This window comes from Pseudomonas sp. WMBT8 (assembly GCF_050916005.1).
In the GTDB taxonomy this organism is placed as follows: Bacteria; Pseudomonadota; Gammaproteobacteria; order Pseudomonadales; family Pseudomonadaceae; genus Aquipseudomonas.
Map to the genome: position 1 here is coordinate 1,874,706 of NZ_CP188096.1, position 24,471 is coordinate 1,899,176.

The 24,471-nt window shown below is 54.8% G+C and carries 23 protein-coding genes and 2 pseudogenes; 10 read left to right on the plus strand and 15 right to left on the minus strand.

Annotation, left to right across the window (positions count from 1 at the left end; all coding sequences use genetic code 11):
• Window positions 1-54 precede the first annotated feature (54 nt).
• The 3 genes from ACO77H_RS08410 to ACO77H_RS08420 are packed head-to-tail and all read right to left on the minus strand — an operon-like array spanning window position 55 to window position 2,654.
• The gene (locus tag ACO77H_RS08410; protein ID WP_432755264.1) at window positions 55-756 is read right to left on the minus strand and encodes a terminase endonuclease subunit; all 702 of its coding nucleotides are present in this window, start codon (window positions 754-756) and stop codon (window positions 55-57) included.
• A gap of 4 nt (window positions 757-760) precedes the next feature.
• Entirely contained in the window at window positions 761-1,783 is a 1,023-nt protein-coding gene (locus tag ACO77H_RS08415) for a phage major capsid protein, P2 family (protein WP_432755265.1), read from the minus strand.
• Between the two features lie 40 nt (window positions 1,784-1,823).
• Window positions 1,824-2,654, minus strand: a complete 831-nt coding sequence (locus ACO77H_RS08420; RefSeq protein WP_432755266.1) for a GPO family capsid scaffolding protein — start codon at window positions 2,652-2,654, stop codon at window positions 1,824-1,826.
• Window positions 2,655-2,809: 155 nt separating this feature from the next.
• On the opposite strand from ACO77H_RS08420, the gene ACO77H_RS08425 reads away from it, so the two are divergent.
• Both ACO77H_RS08425 and ACO77H_RS08430 read left to right on the plus strand, forming a co-directional pair.
• A complete protein-coding gene (locus ACO77H_RS08425; RefSeq protein ID WP_432755267.1) occupies window positions 2,810-4,567 on the plus strand; it encodes a terminase ATPase subunit family protein in 1,758 nt (585 codons plus the stop codon).
• Window positions 4,567-5,616 carry a phage portal protein gene (locus tag ACO77H_RS08430; protein WP_432755268.1) on the plus strand — a complete coding sequence of 350 codons (1,050 nt, stop codon included), beginning with the start codon at window positions 4,567-4,569 and terminating at the stop codon, window positions 5,614-5,616. Before ACO77H_RS08425 ends, ACO77H_RS08430 begins: the two co-directional genes overlap by 1 nt.
• Before the next feature lie 669 nt (window positions 5,617-6,285).
• Here ACO77H_RS08430 and ACO77H_RS08435 read toward each other — a convergent pair.
• Window positions 6,286-6,606 (minus strand): hypothetical protein, encoded by a 321-nt coding sequence (locus ACO77H_RS08435; RefSeq protein WP_432755269.1) that lies wholly within the window; start codon window positions 6,604-6,606, stop codon window positions 6,286-6,288.
• A gap of 189 nt (window positions 6,607-6,795) precedes the next feature.
• Between ACO77H_RS08435 and ACO77H_RS08440 the strand changes: the two genes are divergently transcribed.
• Complete coding sequence (locus ACO77H_RS08440) at window positions 6,796-7,653, plus strand: winged helix-turn-helix domain-containing protein (RefSeq protein ID WP_432755270.1); 858 nt, start codon at window positions 6,796-6,798, stop codon at window positions 7,651-7,653.
• Window positions 7,650-8,144 (plus strand): hypothetical protein, encoded by a 495-nt coding sequence (locus tag ACO77H_RS08445; RefSeq protein ID WP_432755271.1) that lies wholly within the window; start codon window positions 7,650-7,652, stop codon window positions 8,142-8,144. Before ACO77H_RS08440 ends, ACO77H_RS08445 begins: the two co-directional genes overlap by 4 nt.
• Window positions 8,145-8,409: 265 nt before the next feature.
• Here ACO77H_RS08445 and ACO77H_RS08450 read toward each other — a convergent pair whose 3' ends face one another.
• The gene (locus ACO77H_RS08450; RefSeq protein WP_432755272.1) at window positions 8,410-9,207 is read right to left on the minus strand and encodes a BRO-N domain-containing protein; all 798 of its coding nucleotides are present in this window, start codon (window positions 9,205-9,207) and stop codon (window positions 8,410-8,412) included.
• Window positions 9,208-10,174: 967 nt separating this feature from the next.
• Between ACO77H_RS08450 and ACO77H_RS08455 the strand changes: the two genes are divergently transcribed.
• Both ACO77H_RS08455 and ACO77H_RS08460 read left to right on the plus strand, forming a co-directional pair.
• Window positions 10,175-10,393: a hypothetical protein gene (locus ACO77H_RS08455; protein WP_432755743.1), complete on the plus strand. Its 219-nt coding sequence runs from the start codon at window positions 10,175-10,177 to the stop codon at window positions 10,391-10,393.
• A gap of 41 nt (window positions 10,394-10,434) precedes the next feature.
• Window positions 10,435-11,034 carry a hypothetical protein gene (locus ACO77H_RS08460; RefSeq protein WP_432755273.1) on the plus strand — a complete coding sequence of 200 codons (600 nt, stop codon included), beginning with the start codon at window positions 10,435-10,437 and terminating at the stop codon, window positions 11,032-11,034.
• Between the two features lie 101 nt (window positions 11,035-11,135).
• On the opposite strand, the gene ACO77H_RS08465 is transcribed toward ACO77H_RS08460, so the two are convergent.
• The 6 genes from ACO77H_RS08465 to ACO77H_RS08490 form a co-directional block, all read right to left on the minus strand.
• Window positions 11,136-12,077, minus strand: coding sequence for a hypothetical protein (locus tag ACO77H_RS08465; RefSeq protein WP_432755274.1), 942 nt, complete (start codon window positions 12,075-12,077; stop codon window positions 11,136-11,138).
• 248 nt (window positions 12,078-12,325) lie between these two features.
• Window positions 12,326-13,147 carry a DUF5677 domain-containing protein gene (locus tag ACO77H_RS08470; protein WP_432755275.1) on the minus strand — a complete coding sequence of 274 codons (822 nt, stop codon included), beginning with the start codon at window positions 13,145-13,147 and terminating at the stop codon, window positions 12,326-12,328.
• A 377-nt stretch (window positions 13,148-13,524) separates the two neighbouring features.
• Window positions 13,525-14,004 (minus strand): GNAT family N-acetyltransferase, encoded by a 480-nt coding sequence (locus ACO77H_RS08475; RefSeq protein WP_170043395.1) that lies wholly within the window; start codon window positions 14,002-14,004, stop codon window positions 13,525-13,527.
• Window positions 14,005-14,387: 383 nt separating this feature from the next.
• Window positions 14,388-14,936 (minus strand): cytochrome b, encoded by a 549-nt coding sequence (locus ACO77H_RS08480; RefSeq protein WP_170057761.1) that lies wholly within the window; start codon window positions 14,934-14,936, stop codon window positions 14,388-14,390.
• Between the two features lie 142 nt (window positions 14,937-15,078).
• The gene (locus ACO77H_RS08485; protein ID WP_432755276.1) at window positions 15,079-15,969 is read right to left on the minus strand and encodes an alpha/beta fold hydrolase; all 891 of its coding nucleotides are present in this window, start codon (window positions 15,967-15,969) and stop codon (window positions 15,079-15,081) included.
• Entirely contained in the window at window positions 15,966-17,036 is a 1,071-nt protein-coding gene (locus ACO77H_RS08490; RefSeq protein WP_169954158.1) for a sugar phosphate isomerase/epimerase family protein, read from the minus strand. The genes ACO77H_RS08485 and ACO77H_RS08490 overlap by 4 nt, the downstream gene beginning before the upstream one ends.
• Before the next feature lie 108 nt (window positions 17,037-17,144).
• Here ACO77H_RS08490 and ACO77H_RS08495 point away from each other — a divergent pair, with 108 nt between their 5' ends.
• Both ACO77H_RS08495 and mqo read left to right on the plus strand, forming a co-directional pair.
• Window positions 17,145-17,771 (plus strand): TetR/AcrR family transcriptional regulator, encoded by a 627-nt coding sequence (locus ACO77H_RS08495; RefSeq protein WP_169954157.1) that lies wholly within the window; start codon window positions 17,145-17,147, stop codon window positions 17,769-17,771.
• 275 nt (window positions 17,772-18,046) lie between these two features.
• Complete coding sequence (gene mqo / locus ACO77H_RS08500) at window positions 18,047-19,693, plus strand: malate dehydrogenase (quinone) (RefSeq protein ID WP_169954289.1); 1,647 nt, start codon at window positions 18,047-18,049, stop codon at window positions 19,691-19,693.
• A 115-nt stretch (window positions 19,694-19,808) separates the two neighbouring features.
• Here the strand turns inward: mqo and ACO77H_RS08505 are convergent, their stop codons facing one another.
• From ACO77H_RS08505 to ppnN, 3 genes and pseudogenes are all read right to left on the minus strand, one after another.
• Entirely contained in the window at window positions 19,809-20,183 is a 375-nt protein-coding gene (locus tag ACO77H_RS08505) for a hypothetical protein (protein WP_169954155.1), read from the minus strand.
• An 84-nt stretch (window positions 20,184-20,267) separates the two neighbouring features.
• Window positions 20,268-20,369 (minus strand): annotated as a pseudogene (locus tag ACO77H_RS08510) (AbrB/MazE/SpoVT family DNA-binding domain-containing protein); the annotation flags it as partial.
• Window positions 20,370-20,477: 108 nt separating this feature from the next.
• Window positions 20,478-21,851 (minus strand): nucleotide 5'-monophosphate nucleosidase PpnN, encoded by a 1,374-nt coding sequence (gene ppnN / locus ACO77H_RS08515; RefSeq protein ID WP_169954154.1) that lies wholly within the window; start codon window positions 21,849-21,851, stop codon window positions 20,478-20,480.
• 328 nt (window positions 21,852-22,179) lie between these two features.
• Between ppnN and fabV the strand changes: the two genes are divergently transcribed.
• Together fabV and ACO77H_RS08525 are read left to right on the plus strand one after the other, a co-directional pair.
• A complete protein-coding gene (fabV, locus tag ACO77H_RS08520) occupies window positions 22,180-23,373 on the plus strand; it encodes an enoyl-ACP reductase FabV (protein WP_432755277.1) in 1,194 nt (397 codons plus the stop codon).
• A gap of 209 nt (window positions 23,374-23,582) precedes the next feature.
• Window positions 23,583-24,206 carry an HAD family hydrolase gene (locus ACO77H_RS08525; protein WP_170043400.1) on the plus strand — a complete coding sequence of 208 codons (624 nt, stop codon included), beginning with the start codon at window positions 23,583-23,585 and terminating at the stop codon, window positions 24,204-24,206.
• On the opposite strand, the pseudogene ACO77H_RS08530 reads toward ACO77H_RS08525, so the two are convergent.
• Window positions 24,203-24,403 (minus strand): annotated as a pseudogene (locus ACO77H_RS08530) (LysR substrate-binding domain-containing protein); the annotation flags it as partial. The gene ACO77H_RS08525 and the pseudogene ACO77H_RS08530 overlap by 4 nt on opposite strands.
• Window positions 24,404-24,471: the final 68 nt, after the last annotated feature.

Sequence of the window (24,471 nt, forward strand, 5' to 3'; positions counted from 1 at the left end):
AGGAGCGGCCTGGCCGATCCGCCCCGAGCCGGCGGGGTGCGTGGGGACGCTCGGTTAGCTGCTTGGTGCAGCGTGTTTTTTCAGGAGGCGCTCGGCGCCGTCCAAATCCTTTTTGCCGCCGCAACCGTCATGCAATTCGATTGCGCGCTTAAGCAGGTCGATACCGGCCTGAATCTGTCCAGGCTGGCCCGGTTCTTCGGCGGTAATGCCGTGCAAGGTGGCTCGGCCAGTCGCCAGGAACAGCTTGGCGCGAGCCTGATCAGGCATGTCTTCGGCGTCGGTCAGCTCGACGGTGCGGTGCAGGATGCTCAGGTCGAAATTGCCATTGGCCTTCTGTGCTTTCAGCGCGGCTGTGGCGATTTCTTCCGCGACCAGGCAACCGGTGGTGCGTTCGAATCGGTCCGGCATGATCAGCTTGTGCTTGAGCACGTAGTCGGCGATGTCCAGAGCGCCGCTGTAGTCCTCGACGTCGACACGCCACACCATGACGGTGGTCATGACGTCGTCTTGGGCACCATGGCCGGCCTCAAGCACACCTTCGACATACGGGACGTACTCGGGCAGCAGTTGCAGCTTGAGCGCGGCTTTGCCTTCGTTGGACTGGATGGCTTTGAGGCGCAAGCGGTCTTGCAGCAGCTGATTCAACTGATGCTCGTAGGCGGTGGCGCCGGCCATGGATTGCTGTGGTGCTGTTTTCGCTGCCTCCATTGCCGCGCGTGCGCGGCGTTGGTGGGCTTGGGCGATGCTGAGTGCCATGGGATTAACCCTCGCTGCTTGCGTCTTCAACCGGCTTGATGTTTTCCAGCAGGCATCCGAGGCCGTATTCCTCGACGACGTAGGCTTCGTTCGACGATTCGAAGTTACTGACGCGGTTCCACTCCGGCTCTTCCTTGAGGTAGCGGCGGCGAGCACCGATCTGCCAGTACACCGACAGGTTGGCGAAGGTGGTGATCAGGATCGTGCCTTCTGGGATGTACGGCACTTCGTACAGCGGCAGGCCCCCGACGCGACGTTGAGAGATGATCAGGTCGCTGGCCAGGGTGTTGGTGGAGTCTTGGTCCTTGTTGACCAGGGCCAGGAACTTGTCGTGTACCAGCTCGCGGCCTGTCAGCACCACCAGGCCAGGGTTACGGCGATACCACGGATCCAGCAATTGGATGGCGTCGTAGACCAAGGCGTCGATGTTCTTGAAGTCGCCGGTTTTGCCGATGGTGATCTTGCCAGCGATAGCGCCTTCCTTCAGCACTCGGTCGGGTGCATGAGTGCGGTACTGCTGGAGCCAGCCGATGTTGACGTCTTCCAACAGAGGGTGTGCCGTGCGGTCGGTTTGCTCGGCTGCCGAGGTGCCGTAGAAGCCGATCTGGATGCGGTCGAGCGCCTGACGCTGGGCAATGGCGCTAGACAGGCGGGTTTGGAAGTCCGGGAACTTGGCCCAGGCGTCGAGCTGTTTGTAGCTGACGTAGGTGTCGAAGTCGGTTTGTTCAGCGCGGTATTTGTCGCTGGACAGAGTGCCGATGCTGCTCGGCTCGCGCTTCTTGATCTTGGTGTTGGTGCGGCTGGCAACGGTGCTGCCCACGCCCATGCCCACCTTTTCGCCTTCCTGTTCGTCGACGCCGAGGACGTTGATCTTGGTCAGGAACTCGCTCGACTCCTGGATCTTGGTTTCCAGCTTCTGCTGGATGGTCGGATCGACGCTGAATGTTGCAGTGGCCGACTCAACGCGGTTGAGCTGGGCAACCTGACCGAGGTAGCCGGTAAAGAGTTTTCGAGTGTCGTTACGCATGGGTGTCTCCGATAGTGGGCTGGGCGGTTAAGGCCGCAGGTCAGAATTCAGCCAGGGCTTGTTTGCCGCCGCCGGTTACCGGTGGGCGCTGGATTTGGGAATGGTCCTGAGTGTTGCCGAGCGTAGTTTTTAGCTCGGTCAGGTCTTTGCTGAGCTGCTCGACCGTCGTTTTCAGTTCTCCTGAAAATTTCTTCTCTGCGGCCAACTGGTCGGGCAGATCCTTAACGTGGTCGGCAATCGCTTCGACGGCCTGGCCGATCTGCGCAAACTCGGCGTCGTCCTTGGCCTGTTTGCCACCCAGAAGAGCCTGAACTTTGCTGAAAAGCTGGGCGCCGAGGCTGGGTTTTTCTTCGACTTCTTCAAACAGCAGCTCGGTTTCCACTGCCTCGGTGAACATCGACGTCGCGGAATAATGACGGTCTTTGAATGGGCTGGATTCTGGCTTCTGCGCGGAGAAAGACAGCACATCGGTGCCCAGGCTGGCCGGGGAATCGGTCACCGCCAGGCCGACGATGTAGGCCTCGCCGGTGTCCGAGAAGCTGTCGTCGATTTCGATCGAGGTGTAAATCTTCTGCTTGGCCTTGTTCATGGCGATCAGATCGGGCGTCGGCTCTACCTGGGCGAACAGGGCCAGCTTCTTCTGGCCGTTGATTTCCACTTCTTCAGTCTTGACCGCGAGCACGTCACCGTAGGCCTTGAAAGGGCTGTCGGGCAGCAGGCTGCGGAAGTGTTCCAGCCAGATGCGAGCACCATAGGTGGCTGGATTGAAGTTCTTCGCCGCCTGTTCCAACCAACTGCGTTTGATGGTGCGCTTGTCAGAGGTAGCGCCCTCGACGGCGACGCGAAACCAATTACTGCGAAATTTCTTCATGCCGGGAATCCTCAATGCGTTGGGCGCTAAGTGCGTTGCAATGAGGGGCATGGTCGTGACGCGCGCGAGTTGCGGCAACGAGGCGGGATTGTAGGAAGGGCTGTTACAAGAGGCGGAGCTACTGACTCGCAGGCATGGGCGGCAGCATCGCGGCCATGACTACGACCGAACTGCTCCCCATCGATCCCCGGCGCCAATCCAAGTTTCTGTATTGGATGGGCTGGCGTATCTGCGAGATCGCCGAGGCTACGGGCGAAAAGGAAAAAACGCTACACAGCTGGAAGGCCCGTGACGAATGGGATCGGGCCGACAACGTTGAACGGATCGGCGGGGCTTTGGAAGCACGGCTGGTGCAACTGATCCTCAAGGAGGGGAAGAGCAGCGGCGACTTCAAAGAGATTGATTTGCTGCACCGGCAGTTGGAGCGCCAGGCTCGCATTCAGCGCTTCCAGGGTGGTGGTACCGAAACCGAACTCAACCCGAACCTTGCCAAACGCAACGAAGGACCGAAGAAAAAGACTCCGAAAAACGACATCAGCGAAGACCAGATTGAGCTGCTGCGCGAGGCGTTTATCGATGGCTGCTTCGATTACCAGAAAGACTGGCATCGGGCAGGCAATCAGCGCACTCGCGTCATCCTCAAGAGCCGGCAGATCGGTGCCACTTACTACTTTGCTCGCGAGGCTTTCATTGATGCGCTGGAAACCGGGCGCAATCAAATCTTCCTGTCAGCGTCGAAGAACCAGGCCTATCTGTTTCGTGGGTACATCCAGGCGTTTGCGCGTGAGGTGATCGGCGTCGAGCTGACCGGTGATCCCATCGTGTTACCGAACGGCGCCGAGCTGTTTTTCCTCGGCACCAACGCTCGGACGGCCCAGGGCTACCACGGCAACTTCTATTTCGACGAATTCTTCTGGACCTTCAAGTTTGAGGAGTTGAACAAGGTCGCCTCGGGCATGGCGATGCACAAAAAGTGGCGCAAAACCTACTTCTCGACGCCATCGACCATGGCACATGAGGCCTACACCTTTTGGACCGGTGAGCGCTTCAACAAAGGTAAACCAGCGGCGCAACATACCAAAGTCGACGTCTCCCACGGGGCTCTCCAACAGGGGCGGCTCTGTGAGGATCGGTTGTGGCGCCAGATTGTCACCATCCTCGATGCGGAGCAGGGCGGTTGCGACCTGTTCGACATTGAAGAACTGCGTCGTGAGTACAGTCCCGAGGCTTTCGCCAACCTGCTGATGTGCGAGTTCGTCGACGACGGCGCGAGCATCTTCCCGCTGACCGTGCTGCAGCCATGCATGGTCGACAGCTGGGTCGAGTGGGCCGAGGACTACAAGCCGTTTGCCATACGGCCCTTCGGTGACCGCCAGGTATGGGTGGGTTATGACCCCGCTGAAACCGGTGATTGTTCAGGCTTGGTGGTGGTCGCGCCGCCGCTGGTGCCAGGTGGAAAATTCCGCGTACTGGAACGCCACCAGTTCCGGGGCATGGACTTCGCGGCCCAGGCCAGCGTCATCAAAGCTGTCTGCGACCGTTACTGGGTGACCTACATCGGGATCGACGTTACCGGGCTGGGCAGCGGCGTGGCGCAGCTGGTTCGCCAATTCTTCCCCAACGTCACCACCTTCAGCTACTCGCCCGAGGTCAAGACGCGCCTGGTGCTCAAGGCTTACGACGTGATCCACCGGGGCCGGCTGGAGTTCGACGCCGGCTGGACTGACATGGCGCAGTCGCTGATGGCGATTCGCAAGACCATCACCGCAGGCGGTCGCCAATTCACCTATACCGCCGGCCGCAACGATAACACCGGCCATGCCGACCTGGCATGGGCGCTCTTTCACGCATTGCACAATGAACCGCTGGAGGGGCAGACCACTGCCAACACCGGGCGGATGGAGATTTTTTGATGTCGAACCGCCGCAGAAGTACCAAACAGATGGCCCAGGTGCCCGCAGTGACAACGCAGGAGTTTATCCCGCGCAGTGAGGGCAAGATCGAGGCGTTCAGCTTCGGTGACCCTTCGCCGGTCCTGAGCGGTCGGGAGGTGTTTGATTATCTGGAATGCTGGTTTAACGGGCGCTGGTACGAGCCACCTCTGTCGCTGGATGGCCTGGCGCGGTCGGTGGGTTCCAGCGTGCATCTGCATTCGGGTCTGATGTTCAAGCGCAACCTGTTGAGTAAGACCTTCGTCCCGCACCGGTTGCTATCGCGGGCGGCGTTTGAACAGTTTGCCCTGGACTTCCTTTGCCTGGGTAATGGGTACTTGGAGGCCCGCCGCTCAATGCTCGGCCCAGTGCGTGAGCTGGTACCGCCGCTGGCGAAGTACATGCGCTCTGGCAAGGATGGTCGGCAGTTCATGGTTCAGGGGTGGAACGAAGAACATGAATTTGAACCGGGCACGGTCTTCCATCTACGCGAGGCGGATCTGCACCAGGAGGTGTATGGGCTGCCAGAGTGGATCAGTGCGTTGCAGTCGGCATTGCTGAATGAATCCGCCACGCTGTTTCGCCGCAAGTATTACGAGAACGGCAGCCATGCCGGTTTCATTCTCTACATGACCGACGCCGCTCAGAACGAGGCGGACGTTGATTCCCTACGCAAGGCACTGAAGGACTCCAAGGGGCCTGGCAACTTCCGCAACCTGTTCGTGTACTCGCCGAACGGCAAAAAGGACGGCCTGCAGATCATCCCGGTCAGCGAAGTGACGGCCAAGGACGAATTCAACTCGATCAAAAACCAGACCCGCGATGACGTGCTGGCCAGCTTGCGCATTCCGCCGCAGCTCATGGGCATCGTGCCGCAGAACGCGGGTGGATTTGGGTCGATCAGGGAGGCGGCGCAGATTTATGCGGCCAATGAACTGGAGCCGATTCAGGCGCGAATGACGCAGTTGAATGACTGGATTGGGGAGGAGGTAATGCGCTTCAAACCTTATGAAGTTAGCGAATCCATCTGAGGTTTTTGAGAATAATGAGGGGTTGTTGCTTTTTTGATAGCTACCCCGGATTGGTGAGGGTTTAAAGACCCTATGCAATATTGCAGGTGCTGTATAAAAAATACGTTGTGAGGTGATGGTGACTTAACTAAATTGTAACCGAGAATAATTCTCTCATTGTCATGTAAGGCTATAGGAGCGGTGAAGTACCATCTTCCTGGACTCGTTGGTTTATAATTTTACTGCGAGGCATAATTTTTATTGTTGTGCCGGTCGCAAGCACAGTCCTAAGACCTTCTGAAACCTAGAGGGACGATGAGGGGAGTACGCATTATACATCTCAAGAATTTCTAGTGTCAGTGACGGATCTCCTTCTCAAGTTTTCAATAGTTAGAAGCCTGCTGGAGGACTGAAGGTGGTCGATATGCAATGGAGGGCTTTTTAATTAATCCATTGGTTGGTGGTGAAGTTGCACCTTGATATATGTCTTGATTGTGAATGCATAATAATTGCCCCAGCTCAGAAGTTAAGCGTAAGTTGTGAATGTCTTGTGCTCTGCCTCTATTGATGGATGGGCAAGCTCCAGTATCTCTAGGTATCCAGATAAGGCAAGCCGGTTTTTATACGAGTCAACTGTAATAGTCTTTGAAATGCTCGGTTTTTGAAGTGTGGCCAGTTCTTGGAACTGGCTTAGCTCTTTGCTGGTAATTGTTTCTCTATTAGAAAAGTGTTGTTGCTGATGGTTAGCTTGAGGTTAATAGAGTTTTTGCTTGTTGAGGTAATCTCGATTGAGATTTTATCGCAGAAACTTGATGAGTTGTGGGCTGGGCTCGAGGGAAGATTGCTAATGATAATGCGATCACCAAGCGCGGCGCTAAAAACCTGGCTAAACGAGTGTGCAGGAATTAACTGTCGCTTGTTTAAATCGAGGATCTGCTGTTGGTAATCCTTCGACAGTTGGTCGTATTCGACAAAACTGTTGGCATTATTGGCGTTCGACTTATTTTGCATGTTCGTTGCTCCACAATTCGTTACGTCAAATTTGGAGGTTGTTTAACGCTCGGTCAAATCATTGATCGTTTATTAATTTTATTTGCTTGGGGGTGAGAGAGATTTTGTAGTCGGGGGTTTCCTTTGCGTTTCTACTGCTTCAGTATCGTCTATATTGATTTTGAGTCCGATCTAGAGTGAGAAACGGCTATGCCTGATCAGGAAATAGGTGTGGGGGTTGAAGTTTTTACAGTCTATATGGACTCTGGGAAGAAGAGGTGGGCTCGTTTGTTTTTTGACGGTCCTAAAAAAAGGTTGAGGGTGAGAGATCTCGAGGAGCAGCCTATCATCTGCAACCTGGGTACAGCGGAGATTAGGGTCTTGTATCAACTTATCTCTAGGTCGGGAGAAGTGTTTAACAAGGAGCAGCTAATTCTATTTGGTTGGCCTGGGCGTGTAGTGGCAACTGGTAGCTTGGCGCAGGCTATTTTTAATATAAGGTCTTTCTTTGGTGCAGATGGGCATGGAATTATTGTCACTAGCCCAAAAGCTGGCTATATGTTTAATTCGGATTTTTTAGTTGGCTCTCTCAGTGTTGAAAAGCATCCGGTTCAGGAGTTGGATGTAGAAGTTAATAGTGCAGATCTTACTTTTACGGTTGATGAGAGAACTAGCAAGTCTTTTGAGAGGGGAGGCCGGAAGCACGTTGTTGTGCGTTTGTTGAGGGCAGTTGTTTTTTTGTTTTTTTTGGCTTCCTTGATCTACTTGCTTAAGCCGGAATTTGAGATTTTAACTAGGGATCCTCTAAGAATTACAAAATTTAATGTTGGAGAGCTTGATGTTGAGTTTATTATTTCATTAAAAAAAGATATTGCGGCTCCTTTGGAGGCTCAAATCAAAAATATTCCTATGGGGGCTTATGGGAAGGTCATGGTTAGGGTTCATGAAAAAAGATATAGGGTTGTATGCTATGTTTCCGCAGGTTTCAGCTCTTTTACAGTGCCGATCTCGGTACCGTTAGATTATGCTGTTGCGAATTGCCTGTCGCGCGCAGGAGGGGAATCATGAGCTTCAAAAAGTTTATGTTCTTGGTTGTTCTGGTCTGTAGTTTGGTCTTGGTTACACTGGCAGTTTATTTACGAGAATGGGGCGTTGAAAAAAATGTCGAGTATAAAATGCGCACTGCAATATACATCGAGAAAGATGATGCTTTGAAAAATGAGCGCGTGATAAATAATGTTGAAACTATGACGCTGGGACACCGTTCGTTTCAATATACTTCGACTTGGCAAAAGGCGGGAGAAACGGAGTACTTATATGTGACCGGGGATATTACTCCTATTTGGGGCGCATACGCCTATATGTCCATCGAAAAGCAAGTTGTGACGGATGGACTGCGCACTTTATTAAGTGAGCTTGGAGTTCCTATTATATTAGATAGGCAGCTGGAACTCTCGGAGGGGAGTACTTCGTATGTCCGCCTACTAAAAAACGACTCTTCAGGGATGTGTTTCTATCACTACGATAATAATAGCCTGTTCTGCTTCGGCCTTAGATAGACACGTCGACGATGTCGAGCGCCAAGTGTCCTTAGACGCTTGGCGCCCTGAGTGGGCCCACCGTTTTCCCCCAGGATGCACTCCACAGGCGGCTACACGCCGACCAGGTCTTCGGTGTACCTCGGGCTCTCGGAACTAAATAAAAGCCTGAAGACGCGGTGAAGCCAGTCAACGCCTTGTTCCGTAATCTGAGCAGTTCCTACCAACCGCCGTCGTCCCCGCACCTCTCCTGCCGACTAAATAATCGAGTTTTCTGCACCCATCCTCATTCAGCCTGTCGCTCAAACACCCAGCATTTGATGATCTTTCCGGTTAGTCGACTGTGAACAGCATGGTTCTTGTGCAGGCAGCGGGGGCTCTGACTTTGCCACATGGCTTGGCGTTGGACGGTGTCGATTTGTAGCGTTCGGCCGTTCTCGCTGAGCAAGCGGGTTAGCTCTCGTAGATTGATGGCCAGGGTATTTGAGCGAGCAGTGTGGTTATAGTCCACGCCTTTGCTGTCGAGTAAATTCAAAGCCTCCCAAAAGGTCCTAAGAACATCCGGTACGGTGGGCGCGGTGCGACCTAAACTGTCGATATCCGGGGTAGGTAGGCCCAATGCATTGGACACGTCAGCCAGTTGTTGGTGAATGAGCGTGCGCAGCGCTGGGTCTCGGGTGCGATGGAGTTCTTTGCCTAACGATAAGCGAAGTCGGTGGTTAGCAATGCGCGCGGAGGCTGTCGAGCGGCTTTCCAATTGATAGCTGCCGGTCTTGCGCAGAGCTGGAAGTACCTCGTCGCAAACCCATGATTCGAAATGCTTAGCCTCTTCCTTCCTGCTTCTGATGATGAGCCTGTATAGGTTGCCTTCATCAATGAATTGCAGTTCCTGCTTACCTTTTTCCGTAAGGGTGTCCGTCCTACGGACACCTTTCTCGCGGCAGTTGTCGCTGATCACCTGTCTTGAGTTGCTGTAGCCGAGAATCGTGCAAACATCCTTGGCGCAAAACCAATGCTCTCCGTTCTCTTCGGTCACGACTCGCACCGGCAATGCTTCAAACTCAAACAGTATGGGCATGGTCATCGATGCGTTCCTTGCGAAGTCTTGTCCAGGATGTGGCATCGAGCAGTTTGCCCAGCCTGGCAGCGATCGGCAACTCGATCTGCACCTGGCGCGCGCCGTCGTCCCCCCACCTCGCCTGCGGGCTAAATGGGTCGCTTTTTCTGCATACCTGCAACCCCCTCAACACGGCGCTGGCTAGGGGCCGCTTTCCGATTTCCGAACTCGGAAATACCTGCGGAACCCTGCACCGAGGGGGTATTTTGTGGAAGGGCCTTGGAGGCTATGTTGTTTATGGGGAGGGGGGGAGTCTCAAAAAGAGTAATTTCAGTAATCTCCCCACGGAAACGGTCTGGAGCCCTCGTATTTCGTGGGTTAAGAGATTACAAAAAGGAGTAACAGAGAAGTAATTGAAAAGGTAATTTTTTGTCAAGCTATTGATTTTAAAGGGTTTTATAAAAGTGGGGAATTACATTTGTAAAGAGTAATCAGATTACTTCAATATTACTTAAAAATTACCTTTTGCTCTAAATATAAAACCCTTAAATATCAATTGTTTGAGCGTAAAAAACGGTCAAGATTACTTATGTTACTCTTTTTGTGCCCCCTCTAGATTTTGAATTTCAGGCCCCTCTACGTGTGATGCGCACGCGTACTGAGGTGCATGCTGATGCGCGTGGGAATGGAGTGGGCATGCTTTTGCGCAACTGGCACCGCTGGAGCCCTTGTATTCAGGGGAGTCGGCTGACAGATCAGGGGGACGGATGCTTTCGAATTTCTCCTTCACTGCAGATTGATCAAGGCTAGCTAACTGATTTAATTATATAAAATAGAGTTTCTGGTTTTGATCGTATGAAAAAATGACCACATGGGAAGATTAGGGGTAGATGCTATTTTCTGGTACGGAAAGTTAGTCCAGGATGGCTTAGTGACCTAAACTAGCGGCCAGATGAGCTATGCTTTTGCAGAAATCTCGCCAAGGATGACTTACATGCCAGAAAACTCAGTATCCAACATCGCAACGGCAGATGCTTTGACTTTGCTTTTGCATAATCAGCATGCTCTTGCTGCTGCAATAGAGGAGGTCACTAAATGGCTTTCAGAGAATGGAGTAGAGAGTGCTGCATATAATGCAGCCGGTGCCATGGAAGCTCTGGATACAAATGCCAAAGAGATTGCAAATGCGATTATGCGCCTACGACAGGCGTAGAGAGTCTACCTCCCCACCGATAATATTGAGAGAATTCACCCATGAGTGAAAATGATTTGATCGAACTTTACGACCTTCCGCTCTCTGACAAAGAAGCGATACTCATCGGCAGGATCATTGCTCTTTGGGGGGCGCTTGAGTCCGAAGTGTTTGCACAGACAATTGCAACTTTCGATGTGCAAGATGTCGAGAAGTTACCAAGGGTGATGAATAACCTAAATTTTCTCAAGGTACTGGAATTATGGAAAGCTCGGGTTGCCGAAGTAGAAGAGGGCGAGCGTGCTGTATTGTTAGAGCAGCAGTTCGAAAATATCACTCGCCTGCATGAATCTCGAAACGCGCTAATTCATGGCATGTGGACCTGGTCTATGGCCGAACCAGAAAAAATAAGCACCACGCGAGTGTCTAAAAAACAGGTCATAACCTTGCACTTTCCAGCAGGAAGCCTAGCAGATTTCCATAAGGAGCTGAGTGTAATCAATTTTAAAATCAGATATCCAGGTGGAGTGGAGGATCTTGCACGCGAGAGGGAAAATGAAGGAGGTTTCATAAGCCGCAGGATGCTCTGCATACTTACAGGCAATCCTGCTGCCGATGACTGGCTCCCACGCCGGACAATGCCGAAAGGCAAACACAACTGATCTTAAACGACAGCTAAACGGAAGGAGTTTATCTTAAATTCACATCCTTAAATACTCGCTGCTCAGAGTGTACAAACCTTTACTTGCCGTCCAACAGCGAATCAATCTCTACGTTTATTGTTTTCTGACTGGATGCGTTTGTTTGCTCTGGCGGTTTTAAGGTTTGAGTAAATAGTATAGAGCTTGCCAAATACGTAGTAATAGGAGGCGCTATAGCGCTCTGCTTCTATTGCTTCGCCTCGATATAGCTCGTTTATTTTTTTCTTATGTTCATAAAAATCATAGACTTTGATAGATGATCCTTTAGAAATAAGGTTGTTTTCCAATTTTTCTTGCAGGAAATTCTCCAAAGATTCTTTGGTTGAAAGGCTTTCCTCCGTAAGTATAAAGTTTTTGAAAATGACTAGCTGGTAATCGTCGCTCATTAGCTCAATGGTTTCTATGTCTCCGTCAGTATTAGTTATGTCGACTATAAATCGGACATTGCCACCTATGTCTTTTTTGTTGTGAGAAACTCTAACGGTTCGTATTACTCCAGTCAGATAGTTTCTAAAAAAATCCCCTACAGGCGACCATCTTTTGACTTCCTTTGGTACGATATATTTACCTTCGCTTGTTGAAAGTACTAAACGTTTTTTTGTTTTTTTGTCTTGGAGAAGTTTTTCCATTTTTATTATATTCGTGTTAACGCTATAGAAAATTATTTCCCCCATCGTCCTGTGGTATGTTTCGTAGGGCTTCAAGACAAGCGGGTTGTCTTCATGGCTTTCTAAATCGATATAAAAATTGTGCCCTACTTTTAAAAAAATACCGTATATTGTAACTGCTCGATCTTTTAGATTTTCTAGTACTATATGTGACACGTAGCTTTCTTCGCATCTTGAGCTTGATGCAATTCCAAATCCTCCTCGGATCGATATTCCTGACTTTCGCTGATAGTTTTTAATGGCGACGAATAAGGCCAAGATTGCTATCGGCGCTGTTATCAGTAATGCTCCCCAGTTTTTAGGATCTGAGAACCAATTAGATAGTATTGTGAGCATGGTCTTTTTCTTTTTTAGTTGTACTGCAGTGAGTGTTGTTTGGTGCAAAAGGCTAAGGTGTATAATAAATAAGGAATAGGGTGTGGTTTTATATTCTTTGCGGGTTTTGTAAGGGGTTCGTTTTTCACTTCCTAGCTGGTCTAATTAATCACCTCTGAAGCTGGTGATTTCGAGCGTTGCCGACCGAAATTGATTAAAGGTGTGCACTCAACTAATTTAAAAAAAACGTTCCTGGCTGATAATTAATCTTATGTAATATCTTCCACTGTTTGAGGCTCAACACCTTCGTGTGCTAGAAGCCGGTTGAAAAGTCGTTGTTCGGCGGTATACATCTGCCTAAGTCCCAAAACCTTAGTACTGCAAGATAAATAACCGGCGAGAGCATGGCAGACCGCACAAAGTAAATCCTCTAGTTGTAGCTGTGTTGCTTTTGGGAAGTCCTCCACGGTGGGGTCGGGCGGAAGGTATGCTTGATAAAAATAGCTCACGCCGTAGGGGGATCCGTGGATGATTTCTGAAGAGGTGGAGTAGACAAGCGCATAGGCTGCCAGCAAGCGCGAGCCAGCCTTACCACCAGCGAGTTCGGCCACTCTTCTCAATCGGGTAGGTGTGTCGTATTCGCTCCATTCACGAGACACGCCCCTTCTCGTGAACTCGCTTGCTTCTTCGGGGGCAGGGGTATCGTTGGAGATATGTAGGGAAAACGTCCCAGTCCCAACGCTACGATTGTGTTGTTTCCAAGCACGATACTTCAACCACCGGACTGCACGCTCGGCTTTTGCATCGTCTTCCGCCAGCAGGAAAGATGCATTTATGAACGACTCAATACAGCTTCGCGCTAGAGGATAGAGATCCCGAACCGGTACTCCTCTCCAGTCGGAGCACTTAAGTAGCGTATTTACAGTCTGTCCTGCGGCCATTGCGATCGGTTGTGAGGTCCTCTGCTTTTCTTCTGAGAGGGTACAGTTGTACGTCTCTCCGCTGTACTCCAGAGGGCCCTGAGTCGTCACGTACAACGTGAGGCGAAGCAGCTCGAGTTGCTCATTGATGATATTGCGCAGCACTTCCATGTCTACATCCTCAGCGTGTATCGCCGTGGGGAACTCATCACTTTACGACTGACCTATTTTGGCAGTGATCAAGCATAGCAGTGACAGCGCACAGAATCGCTACAGCCTGTGAAAAGGGGCAGGCCCTGAGTATTGGAATTGTGTTGGTACGAAAGTGGTACGAGTGGTTTTGAGTCATGCCACAGGTGCCGGGCTCTAAGGTCTGTAGATTTAAGTGTTCCAATCCATCACCGATAAAGCTGGTGATTTTGCGCCTGACTGGCAGCAATCGACCCTAAGCGGCCGGTCAGCGTCGATAGAAATTGGCCGGTTTCTTTCCGTTGTGACGTGCAGGAGCCGACCTCTAAGGGACATCCGGCTAAGAGCGAACTCGTGAATCAGCTTCCGATCCAGAGCATCGTCTGAACCGTAATATACGGATGACTTTCTAACGGCTCCCATTCATCCATGAAAATAAAACCTTGCTTGAGATAGAAGTTCGAGGCTCTCGCATTGTCGGGCGATACGTCGAGAAAAACGCGATCAAAGCCTTCCGCGGTAGCGCGAGCTTTCACAACTTCTACCAACTGAGTTGCTACTCCTGAGCCCCGGGCAGCAGGATCAACCCACATTCCTATCAAGTTAAAGCGATGTGCACTATTGACTGCGGCACCGATCATTCCGACAGGTCTACCTTTGTCGAGTGCCAGCCAAAATGCTGTTCCGGTTGATGAGGCTCTAACTTTCCACTGTTCATCAGTGTATGCGGCAGCAGTTTGATAACTGACACCAAATGCCGTTGGCGTGTCCAAAAGCGCGGCGAGTCGGACTTGCTTTAGTAGCATCCAATCCTCTGTTTCTGTCGATCGAATGTCCATGATCTTCCTTGATGAATCAGCGTCCCTCAACCTCTCACAAAAAAGATTAAGGGGCAACCAAGCTCGTGTCGCGTACGTCCGCTTCTGGCCGTTATCTGCCTGATGCCTAAGGCGGCTAGTCAGGGCGTAGGTATGGATCGAAAGGAGTCCAGTGGTACATAAGTGGTACGAGCTAAAGCTGGGTGAGCTGTAGGCCTTTGTTTTAAAGACTCTTTGGCTTAGTAGTTCCAATCCATCATCGGCGCAACCGAAAACCGGCGGGAAAGTGGCATTGATGCAATTTGTAGGGGCATTGAAGTATCTGGACGGGGAAGGCGAAGGGCGATCAGTTTATCAGGAACGGAGTGGCCTCGTTGAGGCCAGGTATCCGGGGCGTTCCCACATCAGTCGACGCGCCCCGGCAGCATCCCCGCCAGTACCTTGTCCTTATCAACAAAGTGATGCTTCAGCGCCACCATCACATGCCCTCCCACAAGAGCACCGCATAACCACGCGCTGTAGGTATGAATTGCCTTTGCCAGGTCATAGAGACTCTTATCCGCCTCCACCAGCGGCGGTAGCAGGAATAAGCCGGCAACCAGGATGGGTTTGTCCGCCACCGAACTCCAGTACCAGCCGGATATCGGCAGTCCGACTAGCGCCACGATATACAGCAACAGGTGGCCAATGAGCGCAGCACGCTTGACCATCGGTGTCATGGTGTCGGGCATCGCCGGCGCTGCATGGGTCAGGCGCCAGGCGATACGTAGGACGATAAGCAACAGCAGGGTGCTAGCCATCGCCTTGTGTAAAAAAGTGAGTTGATGCTGCGGGTTTAATTCATCGCGCCAGTGAACGGCCACGATTCCCACCAGCCAGGCGGCAATCCAGATGAGCGCCATGCTCCAGTGCAGCCACTTTGCCGTGGCTGTATAGCTTTTTGCCTGTGTCATCTGGATACGCGCTTCCCTTTTGAGTAGGCGCGATTATCGACAATTGGGCAGGGCTGAAAACCATAAAAACTTGATGATTCCCATCGACTTTCCTGATTCCAGCACGCCCGAGGTTGTTCCGTCACTCCTCTGGCCTGAGCCTTTAGCTTTCAGGATGCGCCTGCAGAAAACCAAGCAGATGTTCCACGAATGCCTGCGGTGCCTCCTCCATCACAAAATGCCCGCAATCGGCGATGATCGCCCCGCGCAGGTCGGTTGCGTGCCCCTGGAGCGTCACCAGGGGGGCGTCGTTAGTGGCATGTTCGGCGCCGATGGCCAGTACCGGCATTTCCAGCATGCGGGTAGCGCGCTCGGTGTTTTGCCGGATGGTTTCGGGAATCGCGCGGTAATAGTCGAACCCTGCGCGCAAGCCACCGGGTGTCGAATAGGCGCGAATGTAGACGTCGGACGCAACGGAGTCGCGGTGAAATGACCAGCGGTCGAACATAAAGTTGAGGTACGTTTCCTCCCGCCCGGTGGTGAGGGCTTCGGGCAGGTCCTGGATCTGGTTGAAGAGGAAGTGCCACAGGAAGATGTTTTGTTCCGGCGCAACAAAAATCGGCGGCGGTGGGGCCAGGCCGGGTATGACGGCTTCGGTTACGGTCAGTGTGCGCACGGCGTGTGGCTGGTCACTTGCCAGCGCATAGCCGATCCACATGCCGACATCGTGCCCGACCAGGTGATAGCGCGGGATGCCGAGCCCCAGCATCGTCCGATGGAGCACGTCGGCAATATTGCCGGTGTCGAAGCCCAGTGCAGGACGGTCTGAGTTGCCCAGGCCTGGCGGGTCGACGGCAATGGCCTGGAAGCCCTGAATTGCCAGGGCTTGCATGATATGCCGGAAGGCGTACCAGGTTTGTGGCCAGCCCGGGACCAGCAACACCGGTTGCCCGGCGCCGGCCATGACGCAGTGGATTTTCTTGCCGTCGATTCGCACGTAGTGGTGTGTGAAATCGTCACTGGTATCGAGGGATAGGGCGGTGCGAGCGTTCATGGTCGTGCCTCGTGCTGAAGGCCGAGCATGGCCTGGATCTGCCGCTGATCGACCGGCGCACCGGCGAAGTCGTCAAAGGCCCGGTCGGTGACTTTAATGATATGTCGATTGATGAACTCGACGCCTTCGCGGGCTCCGTCCTCCTGGTTTTTCAAGCAGCACTCCCATTCCAGCGTGGCCCAGCCCGGATAGTCGTATTGGGCGAGTTTGGAGAAAATGCCTTTGAAATCCACCTGGCCATCACCCAGTGAGCGAAAACGCCCGGCACGGTTGGCCCAGTCGCTGTAGCCACCGTAGATACCTTGGCGGCCGGTGGCGTTGAACTCGGCGTCCTTGACATGAAACATGCGGATGAACGATTGGTAAATGTCGAGGTAGCTCAAGTAGTCCAGTTGTTGCAGCACGAAGTGGCTGGGGTCGAACAGGATCCGACAGCGCGGATGCTGGTCAACCCGTTCGTAGAAACGCTCGAAACTGGTGCCGTCGTGGAGGTCCTCGCTGGGGTGGATTTCGTAGCAGAGGTTGACGCCTTGCTCGTCGGCAAGGTCCAGCAGCGGTCGCCAGCGTCGGGCCAGTTCATCGAATGCAGCATCGATAAGACCTTCCGGGCGTTGCGGGAAGGGGAACAGATAGGGCCAGGCGAGGGAGCCGGAAAACGTGCCCAGGTCTTCAAGGCCAAGCCGTTGCGAGGCCGTGATGGTCCATTTCATGCGTTCGATCGCCCATTCGGTACGGGCCTGTGGTTTGCCCCGCAGCGGTGCTGGAATGGATGCGTCCCACAACGCGTCGTAGGCAGGATGCACCGCCACCAGTTGGCCAAAAATATGGCTGGTCAATTCACTGATCTGCAGGCCGTGGTCGCCGAGCATGCCCTTGATGTCATCGCAGTACGCCTGGCTTTGCGCGGCTAGTTCGATATTGAAGAGTCGGCTGTCCCAGGCCGGAATCTGCAGCGCCTTGAAGCCTTGCGCCTTGGCCCACTGAGCGATGTTCTCCAGGTTGTTGAAAGGCGGCTCGGCGGCACTGAATTGTGCCAGGTGCAAACTGGGTCCTTTAAGCGTACGCATCATGTGTTCCTATTGTTTGTCGATTGACAAAGAATAGGCCCGTCCATTCATTACCGTCAACTCGATATGGGTTAAAGTGATGAAATCACACCCACAGGTAAGCAATTAATGGCCGGACGTCCGCGCGAATTTGATAGGGAAGCGGCATTGCAGCGCGCCATGTTGTTGTTCTGGGAGCAAGGGTACGAGGGTACCAGCATGTCGGCGCTGGTTGAGGCGCTGGGCATTGCCTCGGCGAGGATTTACGCCGCTTTTGGCAGCAAGCAGGCGCTGTTCCGTGAGGCGGTGGCGTTATATGAAAGCGGCGAGGGTGGTTTTGCCGACTATGCGCTGGCGCAGGCAGACCTGAAAAGCGCGATCAGGGGCATGCTGGACGATGCCATCAGCACTTACACGCAATCGGGTCGGCCCGGCGGCTGCCTGGTGGTGAGTGCCGCAAGCAGTACCAGCCCGGACGGCGCCGAGGTTCAGCAATGGCTGCGCGAGCACCGCCTGCAACGTACCCAGTCGATTATCGACAGGTTGCAGCGCGGGCAGGAAAGCGGCGAGCTTGGCGCGGGTGCCGACGTGCAGGCACTGGGGGACTTTTATGCGACCTTTTTGCACGGTATTTCCATCCAGGCGAGGGATGGCGTTACACCTGAGCGTCTTCGCCAGTCTGTCGAGGTGGCGCTGAGCCTGTTGCCAACACGACCGTCAAGTCCAGAACAGACGCCCGATCCCGCCGGAGCATGATATTCTGCGCGCCATCTTGGTCTATTCTCTCTCTGGTACGCACTCCCGAATGCGTACCGGCAGGGTAGCTGTCGCCGAGGTAGCTGAAGCCAATAATGATAAGAAGTCAGCGCAGAAGGGACATAAAAGTGAGGTCGATACGTCGGCCTTGTGTGCCCACCCTGCAGTACTTGCGAGTACGGGAACCCGCCAGACGTTGCCTGATGTTTGGCGCACCACGGTTGCCGGAAGGTCGAGGGCGGTAGGGCGGAAGGCGTTTTATCATAGGTGCTACGATGTTTAAAAAAGTGAACACTGCCCTGCTGGGTCTGGCTTTGTCGATGGGGATTACTTCCGTCCAGGCGGAAGAGGCAAAGAAAGTCGATGTGCTGCTGATCGGCGGCGGCATCATGAGTGCGACCCTGGGTGTATGGCTCAATGAGCTGCAGCCGGATTGGTCGATGGAGATGGTCGAGCGCCTGGATGGCGTCGCCGAAGAAAGCTCCAATGGTTGGAACAACGCCGGTACCGGTCACTCGGCGCTGGCTGAGCTGAACTACACCCCGGAAAACAAGGACGGCACCGTTGAGATCCCGAAAGCGGTCGAGATCAACGAAGCGTTCCAGATCTCCCGCCAGTTCTGGTCGTGGCAGGTTCAGCAAGGCGTTCTGAAGAACCCGCGTTCGTTCATCAACTCCACTCCGCACATGAGCTTTGTGTGGGGCGATGACAACATCAAGTTCCTGAAAAAGCGTTACGAAGCGCTGCAGGCGAGCCCGCTGTTTGCTGGCATGGAATACTCCGAAGATCCGGTACAGATCAAGAAGTGGGTTCCGCTGATGATGGAAGGGCGTGACCCGAACCAGAAAATCGCCGCGACCTGGACACCAATCGGTACTGACGTTAACTTCGGCGAGATCACCCGCCAGTTCGTCGCTCACCTGCAGACCACACCCAAGTTCGACCTGAAACTGTCGAGCGAAGTGCAGGACATCACCAAGAACGCCGACGGTTCGTGGCGTGTCAGCTACAAAAACCTGAAAGACGGCAGCAAGACCGAGACCGACGCCAAGTTTGTATTCATCGGCGCGGGCGGCGGTGCCCTGCACTTGCTGCAGAAGTCGGGCATTCCTGAAGCCAAGGAATACGCAGGCTTCCCGGTGGGTGGCTCGTTCCTGGTGACCGAGAACCCAACGATTGCCGAGCAGCACCTGGCCAAGGCCTACGGTAAAGCTTCGGTTGGCGCGCCACCGATGTCGGTACCGCACCTGGACACCCGCGTGCTGGATGGCAAGCGCGTGATCCTGTTTGGCCCATTCGCGACCTTCTCCACCAAGTTCCTCAAAGAAGGCTCGTACCTGGACCTGCTGACCAGCACCACCACCCACAACATCTGGCCAATGACCAAAGTCGGTATTCGTGAATACCCACTGGTCGAGTACCTCGCTGGCCAACTGATGCAGTCCGATGACGACCGCTTCAAGGCGCTGCAAGAGTACTTCCCGAACGCCAAGAAAGAAGACTGGCGCCTGTGGCAAGCCGGTCAGCGTGTGCAGATCATCAAGCGTGACGAAGAGCAGGGCGGCGTCCTGAAACTCGGTACCGAAGTGGTCAGCTCCGCCGACAACACCATCGCCGGCCTGTTGGGTGCATCGCCAGGTGCGTCCACTGCAGCGCCGATCATGCTGACCGTGCTGGAAAAAGTGTTCAAGGACAAGGTCGCTACTCCGGCCTGGCAGGAAAAGCTGAAGCAGATCGTGCCGAGCTATGGCACCAAGCTGAACGGCAGCCCTGAGCGCGTTGCGCAAGAATGGGCCTACACTGCCAAGGTTCTGCAACTGACGCCTCCGCCAGCCATTCCGCAAATGGCTGCCCCACAGGCGACCGAGGCTGCCAAGCCTGCGGCCGAGCCGAGCAAGCCGGCGGCTGACATCGCGCTGTAAGCGGTCGACACAGTCCTGAGACAGGATTGAATCGACAGTTAAAAACCCGCTGAACCGGTAACGGTCAGCGGGTTTTTTGATTGTGGAGCTTTATTGGAGCGCAACTGGGCTGGCTTTAGCCCGGCTTTTTCGTTCCCAGCAGCCGCACTTCCTTGAGCAGTGCCGCCCCCAATTGTTCGGTACCTAGCTCCTTGTACCCAACCGCCTTGATCTCGCCGTTCTCTTCCGCCTGGATGATGATCACCGGCGTCTCCTTGCCTGTAACTGCTTCGACGTGCATGGCGTATTGGGGGATATCCAGCTTGATGGGCGTGCCTGCCGCCTTGCCTTTCACATTGATCAGAAACGCCGCACAGCCATTGTCGACATCGTCGTTGGTGGCAGAACGGCCGCTGACGAAACAGGTCTCTGGAAGGTCCGGCCAGGCGATGGTTTCTGCCAGGGCGAGGGTGGGTGTCAGGAGCAGGGCAGCGAGCAGAAGCGTGCGCACGTTGGGCAGTCTCTAATAAGGGCGGTGGAACACAGGTTTTACCAAAGCAGGTCCGTTGCAGCAACGCCAAGGTATCTTGGCCAATCATCGCGCTTTTGCTCCCTGCGCGGCGACTGCCTGGCTCACCTGTTCAATGCTGACGGCCGTGGCGGGTTTGCGAATCAGGCCCTTGAGGTCCTGGACGCTATGGTAGGTGTCGCTGGTCTGAATAGGTAAAACCCTAGTCCGCCTTCATACCCTCGACACCCATCAGACAGCCCTAAAGCAATCCAACCTATGATCTGGCGATGTGCCTTACTGCACCACGCGATAGCACGGCACATACGCCGCGCCACCGGGCAGTTTCATCCGGTGTTGCTCCACAAACGCCTTCAACAGCTCATCCAGCGGCTTCATGATGCTCGGGTCGCCGTGGATCTCGTACGGGCCGTTCTGTTCGATCAGGCGGATACCCTTGTCCTTGACGTTACCCGCCACAATCCCCGAGAACGCCCGACGCAGGTTGGCCGCCAGTTCATGGGGCGGCAGGGCATGGCTCAGTTGCAGGCTGGCCATGTTGGCGTGGGTCGGGTCGAACGGGCGCTGGAAGCCTTCGTCGATCTTCAGCAGCCAGTTGAAGTGGAAGGCATCGTTGCGCTCGCGGCGGAACTGTTTGACGGACTTGAGGCCCGCGGTCATCTGCCGGGCGACTTCGGCGGGGTCATCAATGATGATCTGGTAGTGGGCCTGGGCCGCCTCACCCAGGGTCGCGCCGACAAACGCATGCAACTGTTGCAGGTACGGCGCTGCCTGTTTTGGCCCGGTGAGGATGACCGGGAAGGGCACGTCACGGTTGTCCGGGTGCATGAGGATGCCCAGCAGGTACAGGAATTCTTCGGCCGTACCGGCACCGCCCGGGAAGATAATGATGCCGTGGCCGACACGCACAAAGGCCTCCAGGCGTTTTTCGATATCCGGCAGGATCACCAGTTCGTTGACGATCGGGTTCGGCGCTTCGGCGGCGATGATGCCAGGCTCAGTGAGGCCCAGGTAGCGCCCGCCGGTGATGCGTTGCTTGGCGTGGGAAATAGTCGCGCCCTTCATCGGGCCTTTCATCACGCCCGGGCCGCAACCGGTGCACACATCGAGGCTGCGCAGGCCCAGTTCGTGCCCGACTTTCTTGGTGTATTTGTATTCTTCGGTATTGATCGAGTGCCCGCCCCAGCACACCACGATCTTCGGCTCGACACCCGGGCGCAGGGTGCGCGCGTTGCGCAACAGGTGGAACACGTAGTCGGTGATGCCCTGGGAGGTGCTCAGGTCGATGCGTTGGCTATCGAGCTCGTTTTCGGTGTAGACAATGTCGCGCAGGGCGCTGAACAGCATTTCCCGGGTGCTGGCGATCATTTCGCCATCCACGAACGCGTCGGCGGGCGCGTTCAACAGTTCCAGGCGCACGCCGCGATCCTGTTGATGGATGCGTACTTCAAAGTCCTTGTAGGCGTCGAGGATGGTCTTGGCATTGTCGATATGGGCGCCGGTGTTGAGAATTGCCAGGGCGCACTGGCGAAACAGCGTATAGATGCTGCCGGAACCGGCTTCGCTCAGTTGCTGGACTTCACGTTGCGACAGCGTTTCGAGACTGCCCTTGGGGCTGACGGAGGCATTGATGACTTGGCGTTGAGGCATTCTTATTCCCTGAAAGCGCAGCCACCGGGCGCTGAACAGCCAGTGGCATGAGGATGACGAGCGCCGAATACGGTCGCACAGGACGGGCATTTTCCCTGCCCTACAGGCAGGACGCAAACTCCGCTCTGCCTCATCATGCCGCAGAATTTGCTGAATTCACGCCCTTGTCGGAAAAATATAGTGCCTTTGGCCAGTGTGGATTGGATTTTGCGAACAGAAGAATTGCGACTATCGTGACGCTTCGGTTTTTCGGACGTCATAGACCAGTACGATTGACGCCGTAATGGCCACCATTGGCCATCGGCACCTTGGAAGAGGCAGAAATTTTATGATCATCAAACCGCGGGTTCGTGGCTTTATCTGTGTGACCGCCCACCCTGTTGGCTGCGAAGCGAACGTCAAAGAGCAGATCGACTACGTGACCCAGCACGGTGCCATCGAAGGCGGCCCGAAGAAAGTCCTGGTGCTCGGTGCGTCCACCGGTTACGGCCTGGCTGCGCGTATCAGTGCCGCTTTTGGTTGTGGCGCCGACACCCTTGGTGTGTTTTTCGAAAAAGAAGGCGAGGAAGGCAAGCTCAGCTCTGCCGGCTGGTACAACAGCGCCGCTTTCCACAAGTTTGCCGCACAAAAAGGCCTGTACGCCAAGAGCATCAATGGCGATGCGTTCTCTGACGAGATCAAGCGCCTGGCCATCGAAACCATCAAGAAAGACCTGGGCAAGATCGACCTGGTGGTCTACAGCCTGGCCGCGCCACGCCGTACCGACCCGCAGGGCGTGGTGCACAACTCCACCCTCAAGCCGATCGGCAAGGCCGTGACCCTGCGTGGGATCAACACCGACAAGGGCGTTGTGGTCGACACCACGCTGGAGCCGGCGACCCAGGAAGAAATCGACGGCACCGTCAAAGTGATGGGCGGCGAAGACTGGCAGCTGTGGATCGACGCCCTGCGTGACGCCGACGTGCTGGCCGAAGGCGCCAAGACCACCGCGTTCACCTACCTGGGCGAAAAGCTCACCCAGGATATCTACTGGAATGGCTCCATCGGCGAGGCCAAGAAAGACCTCGACAAGAAAGTCCTGACCCTGCGCGACAACCTCGCCGCACTCAAGGGCGATGCCCGTGTCTCGGTGCTCAAGGCCGTGGTTACCCAGGCCAGTTCGGCGATCCCGATCATGCCGCTGTACCTGTCGCTGCTGTTCAAGGTGATGAAAGAGCAGGGCACCCACGAAGGCTGCATCGAGCAGGTCTACGGCCTGTTCAAGGACAGCCTGTACGGCAGCGAGCCGAAGCTTGACGCCGATGGCCGCCTGCGTGCCGACCTGGCTGAGCTGGAACCGAAAGTCCAGGACGCCGTGGCGGCGCTGTGGAACCAGGTGACCGATGACAACGTCAACGAGATCAGCGATTTTGCCGGCTACAAGGCAGAGTTCCTGCGCCTGTTCGGTTTTGAGATTGATGGCGTGGATTACGACGCTGACGTCAATCCGACCGTGAAGATCGAAGGTCTGGTCCAGGCTTAACCCCTTGTAGGAGCCGGCTTGCCGGCGAAAATCGTCAACGATTACGCGGGGTGCCTGGCGCCCCGTGGCGTTCTCGGGTTTTTCGCCGGCAAGCCGGCTCCTACAAAAGCTCACATTTAGGAGCCGTCCTACCTTTCCTTGCTTGCCCCTTCTTGACCTCGGTGTGCCAGACTGCGTCCGTTATCACACTCGGCTAACGGAGGATCTTCATGACGATTCGTGCAGTAGTTTTTGACTTTGGCGGTGTCCTGTTCGATTGGAGCCCGCAGCATCTGTACCGCAAACTGATTACCGGTGACGAGGAGCGCCAATGGTTCCTCGAGAACATCTGCACCCAGGCCTGGAATACCGAACAGGACGCTGGACGCACCCTGGCTGAAGGCACCCACAGCCTGATTGCCAAACACCCGCAACATGAGGCGCTGATCCGGGCCTACTACGACCGCTGGCATGAAATGCTGCGCGGCCCGCTCGCCGACGGCGTGGCGATACTCGAAGACTTGCATGAGGCCAAAGTGCCGCTGTTCGGCCTGACCAACTGGTCCGCAGAAACCTTCCCCTACGCCCGCGCCAACTATCCCTTCCTGAAACACTTTCGCAATATCGTGGTGTCCGGCGAGGTGAAGCTAATCAAGCCTGACCCGGCGATCTACCATGCCAGCCTCGACCAGGTGTGCGCCCATCTGCCGGATATCCAGCCCGAGGAGCTGGTGTTTATCGACGATGTGGCCGAAAACGCCCATGCCGCCAGCGCCCTGGGCTGGCACGGTATTCATCACGTATCACCCGCGCAGACCCGTCGTGAGCTACAGGCCCTGGGAGTGAGTTTCTAGCGCGCCCATTGTTCGATCGCAAAGTCGACGAAGGCCCGCAGCTTGGGCAGGCGATAGCGATCCTGTGCATATAAGAGGTGCATCGAGCGCGAGGGTGACTGATAGCCTGGCAGTAGCGCCACCAGCCGGCCGGCCTGCAGGTCGGCGCCAACCAGCGCGTCGGGCAGCATCACGATGCCCATGCCTTCCACGGCCGCACCCTGGGCACCATGGCCGCCAGCGACGGGCTATCGGTGCGCCTGCGTGGCCAAGCTCTTCACCCCAG

Coding starts and splice junctions, on each gene's coding strand:
- ACO77H_RS08475 (WP_170043395.1), bottom strand. CDS start 14,004: ATGGACATTCGATCGACAGAAACAGAGGATTGGATGCTACTAAAGCAA.
- ACO77H_RS08525 (WP_170043400.1), top strand. CDS start 23,583: ATGACGATTCGTGCAGTAGTTTTTGACTTTGGCGGTGTCCTGTTCGAT.
- mqo (WP_169954289.1), top strand. CDS start 18,047: ATGTTTAAAAAAGTGAACACTGCCCTGCTGGGTCTGGCTTTGTCGATG.
- fabV (WP_432755277.1), top strand. CDS start 22,180: ATGATCATCAAACCGCGGGTTCGTGGCTTTATCTGTGTGACCGCCCAC.
- ACO77H_RS08460 (WP_432755273.1), top strand. CDS start 10,435: ATGAGTGAAAATGATTTGATCGAACTTTACGACCTTCCGCTCTCTGAC.
- ACO77H_RS08455 (WP_432755743.1), top strand. CDS start 10,175: ATGCCAGAAAACTCAGTATCCAACATCGCAACGGCAGATGCTTTGACT.
- ACO77H_RS08410 (WP_432755264.1), bottom strand. CDS start 756: ATGGCACTCAGCATCGCCCAAGCCCACCAACGCCGCGCACGCGCGGCA.
- ppnN (WP_169954154.1), bottom strand. CDS start 21,851: ATGCCTCAACGCCAAGTCATCAATGCCTCCGTCAGCCCCAAGGGCAGT.
- ACO77H_RS08440 (WP_432755270.1), top strand. CDS start 6,796: ATGCCTGATCAGGAAATAGGTGTGGGGGTTGAAGTTTTTACAGTCTAT.
- ACO77H_RS08420 (WP_432755266.1), bottom strand. CDS start 2,654: ATGAAGAAATTTCGCAGTAATTGGTTTCGCGTCGCCGTCGAGGGCGCT.
- ACO77H_RS08425 (WP_432755267.1), top strand. CDS start 2,810: ATGACTACGACCGAACTGCTCCCCATCGATCCCCGGCGCCAATCCAAG.
- ACO77H_RS08470 (WP_432755275.1), bottom strand. CDS start 13,147: ATGGAAGTGCTGCGCAATATCATCAATGAGCAACTCGAGCTGCTTCGC.
- ACO77H_RS08415 (WP_432755265.1), bottom strand. CDS start 1,783: ATGCGTAACGACACTCGAAAACTCTTTACCGGCTACCTCGGTCAGGTT.
- ACO77H_RS08480 (WP_170057761.1), bottom strand. CDS start 14,936: ATGACACAGGCAAAAAGCTATACAGCCACGGCAAAGTGGCTGCACTGG.
- ACO77H_RS08450 (WP_432755272.1), bottom strand. CDS start 9,207: ATGACCATGCCCATACTGTTTGAGTTTGAAGCATTGCCGGTGCGAGTC.
- ACO77H_RS08430 (WP_432755268.1), top strand. CDS start 4,567: ATGTCGAACCGCCGCAGAAGTACCAAACAGATGGCCCAGGTGCCCGCA.
- ACO77H_RS08445 (WP_432755271.1), top strand. CDS start 7,650: ATGAGCTTCAAAAAGTTTATGTTCTTGGTTGTTCTGGTCTGTAGTTTG.
- ACO77H_RS08465 (WP_432755274.1), bottom strand. CDS start 12,077: ATGCTCACAATACTATCTAATTGGTTCTCAGATCCTAAAAACTGGGGA.
- ACO77H_RS08495 (WP_169954157.1), top strand. CDS start 17,145: ATGGCCGGACGTCCGCGCGAATTTGATAGGGAAGCGGCATTGCAGCGC.
- ACO77H_RS08435 (WP_432755269.1), bottom strand. CDS start 6,606: ATGCAAAATAAGTCGAACGCCAATAATGCCAACAGTTTTGTCGAATAC.
- ACO77H_RS08485 (WP_432755276.1), bottom strand. CDS start 15,969: ATGAACGCTCGCACCGCCCTATCCCTCGATACCAGTGACGATTTCACA.
- ACO77H_RS08490 (WP_169954158.1), bottom strand. CDS start 17,036: ATGCGTACGCTTAAAGGACCCAGTTTGCACCTGGCACAATTCAGTGCC.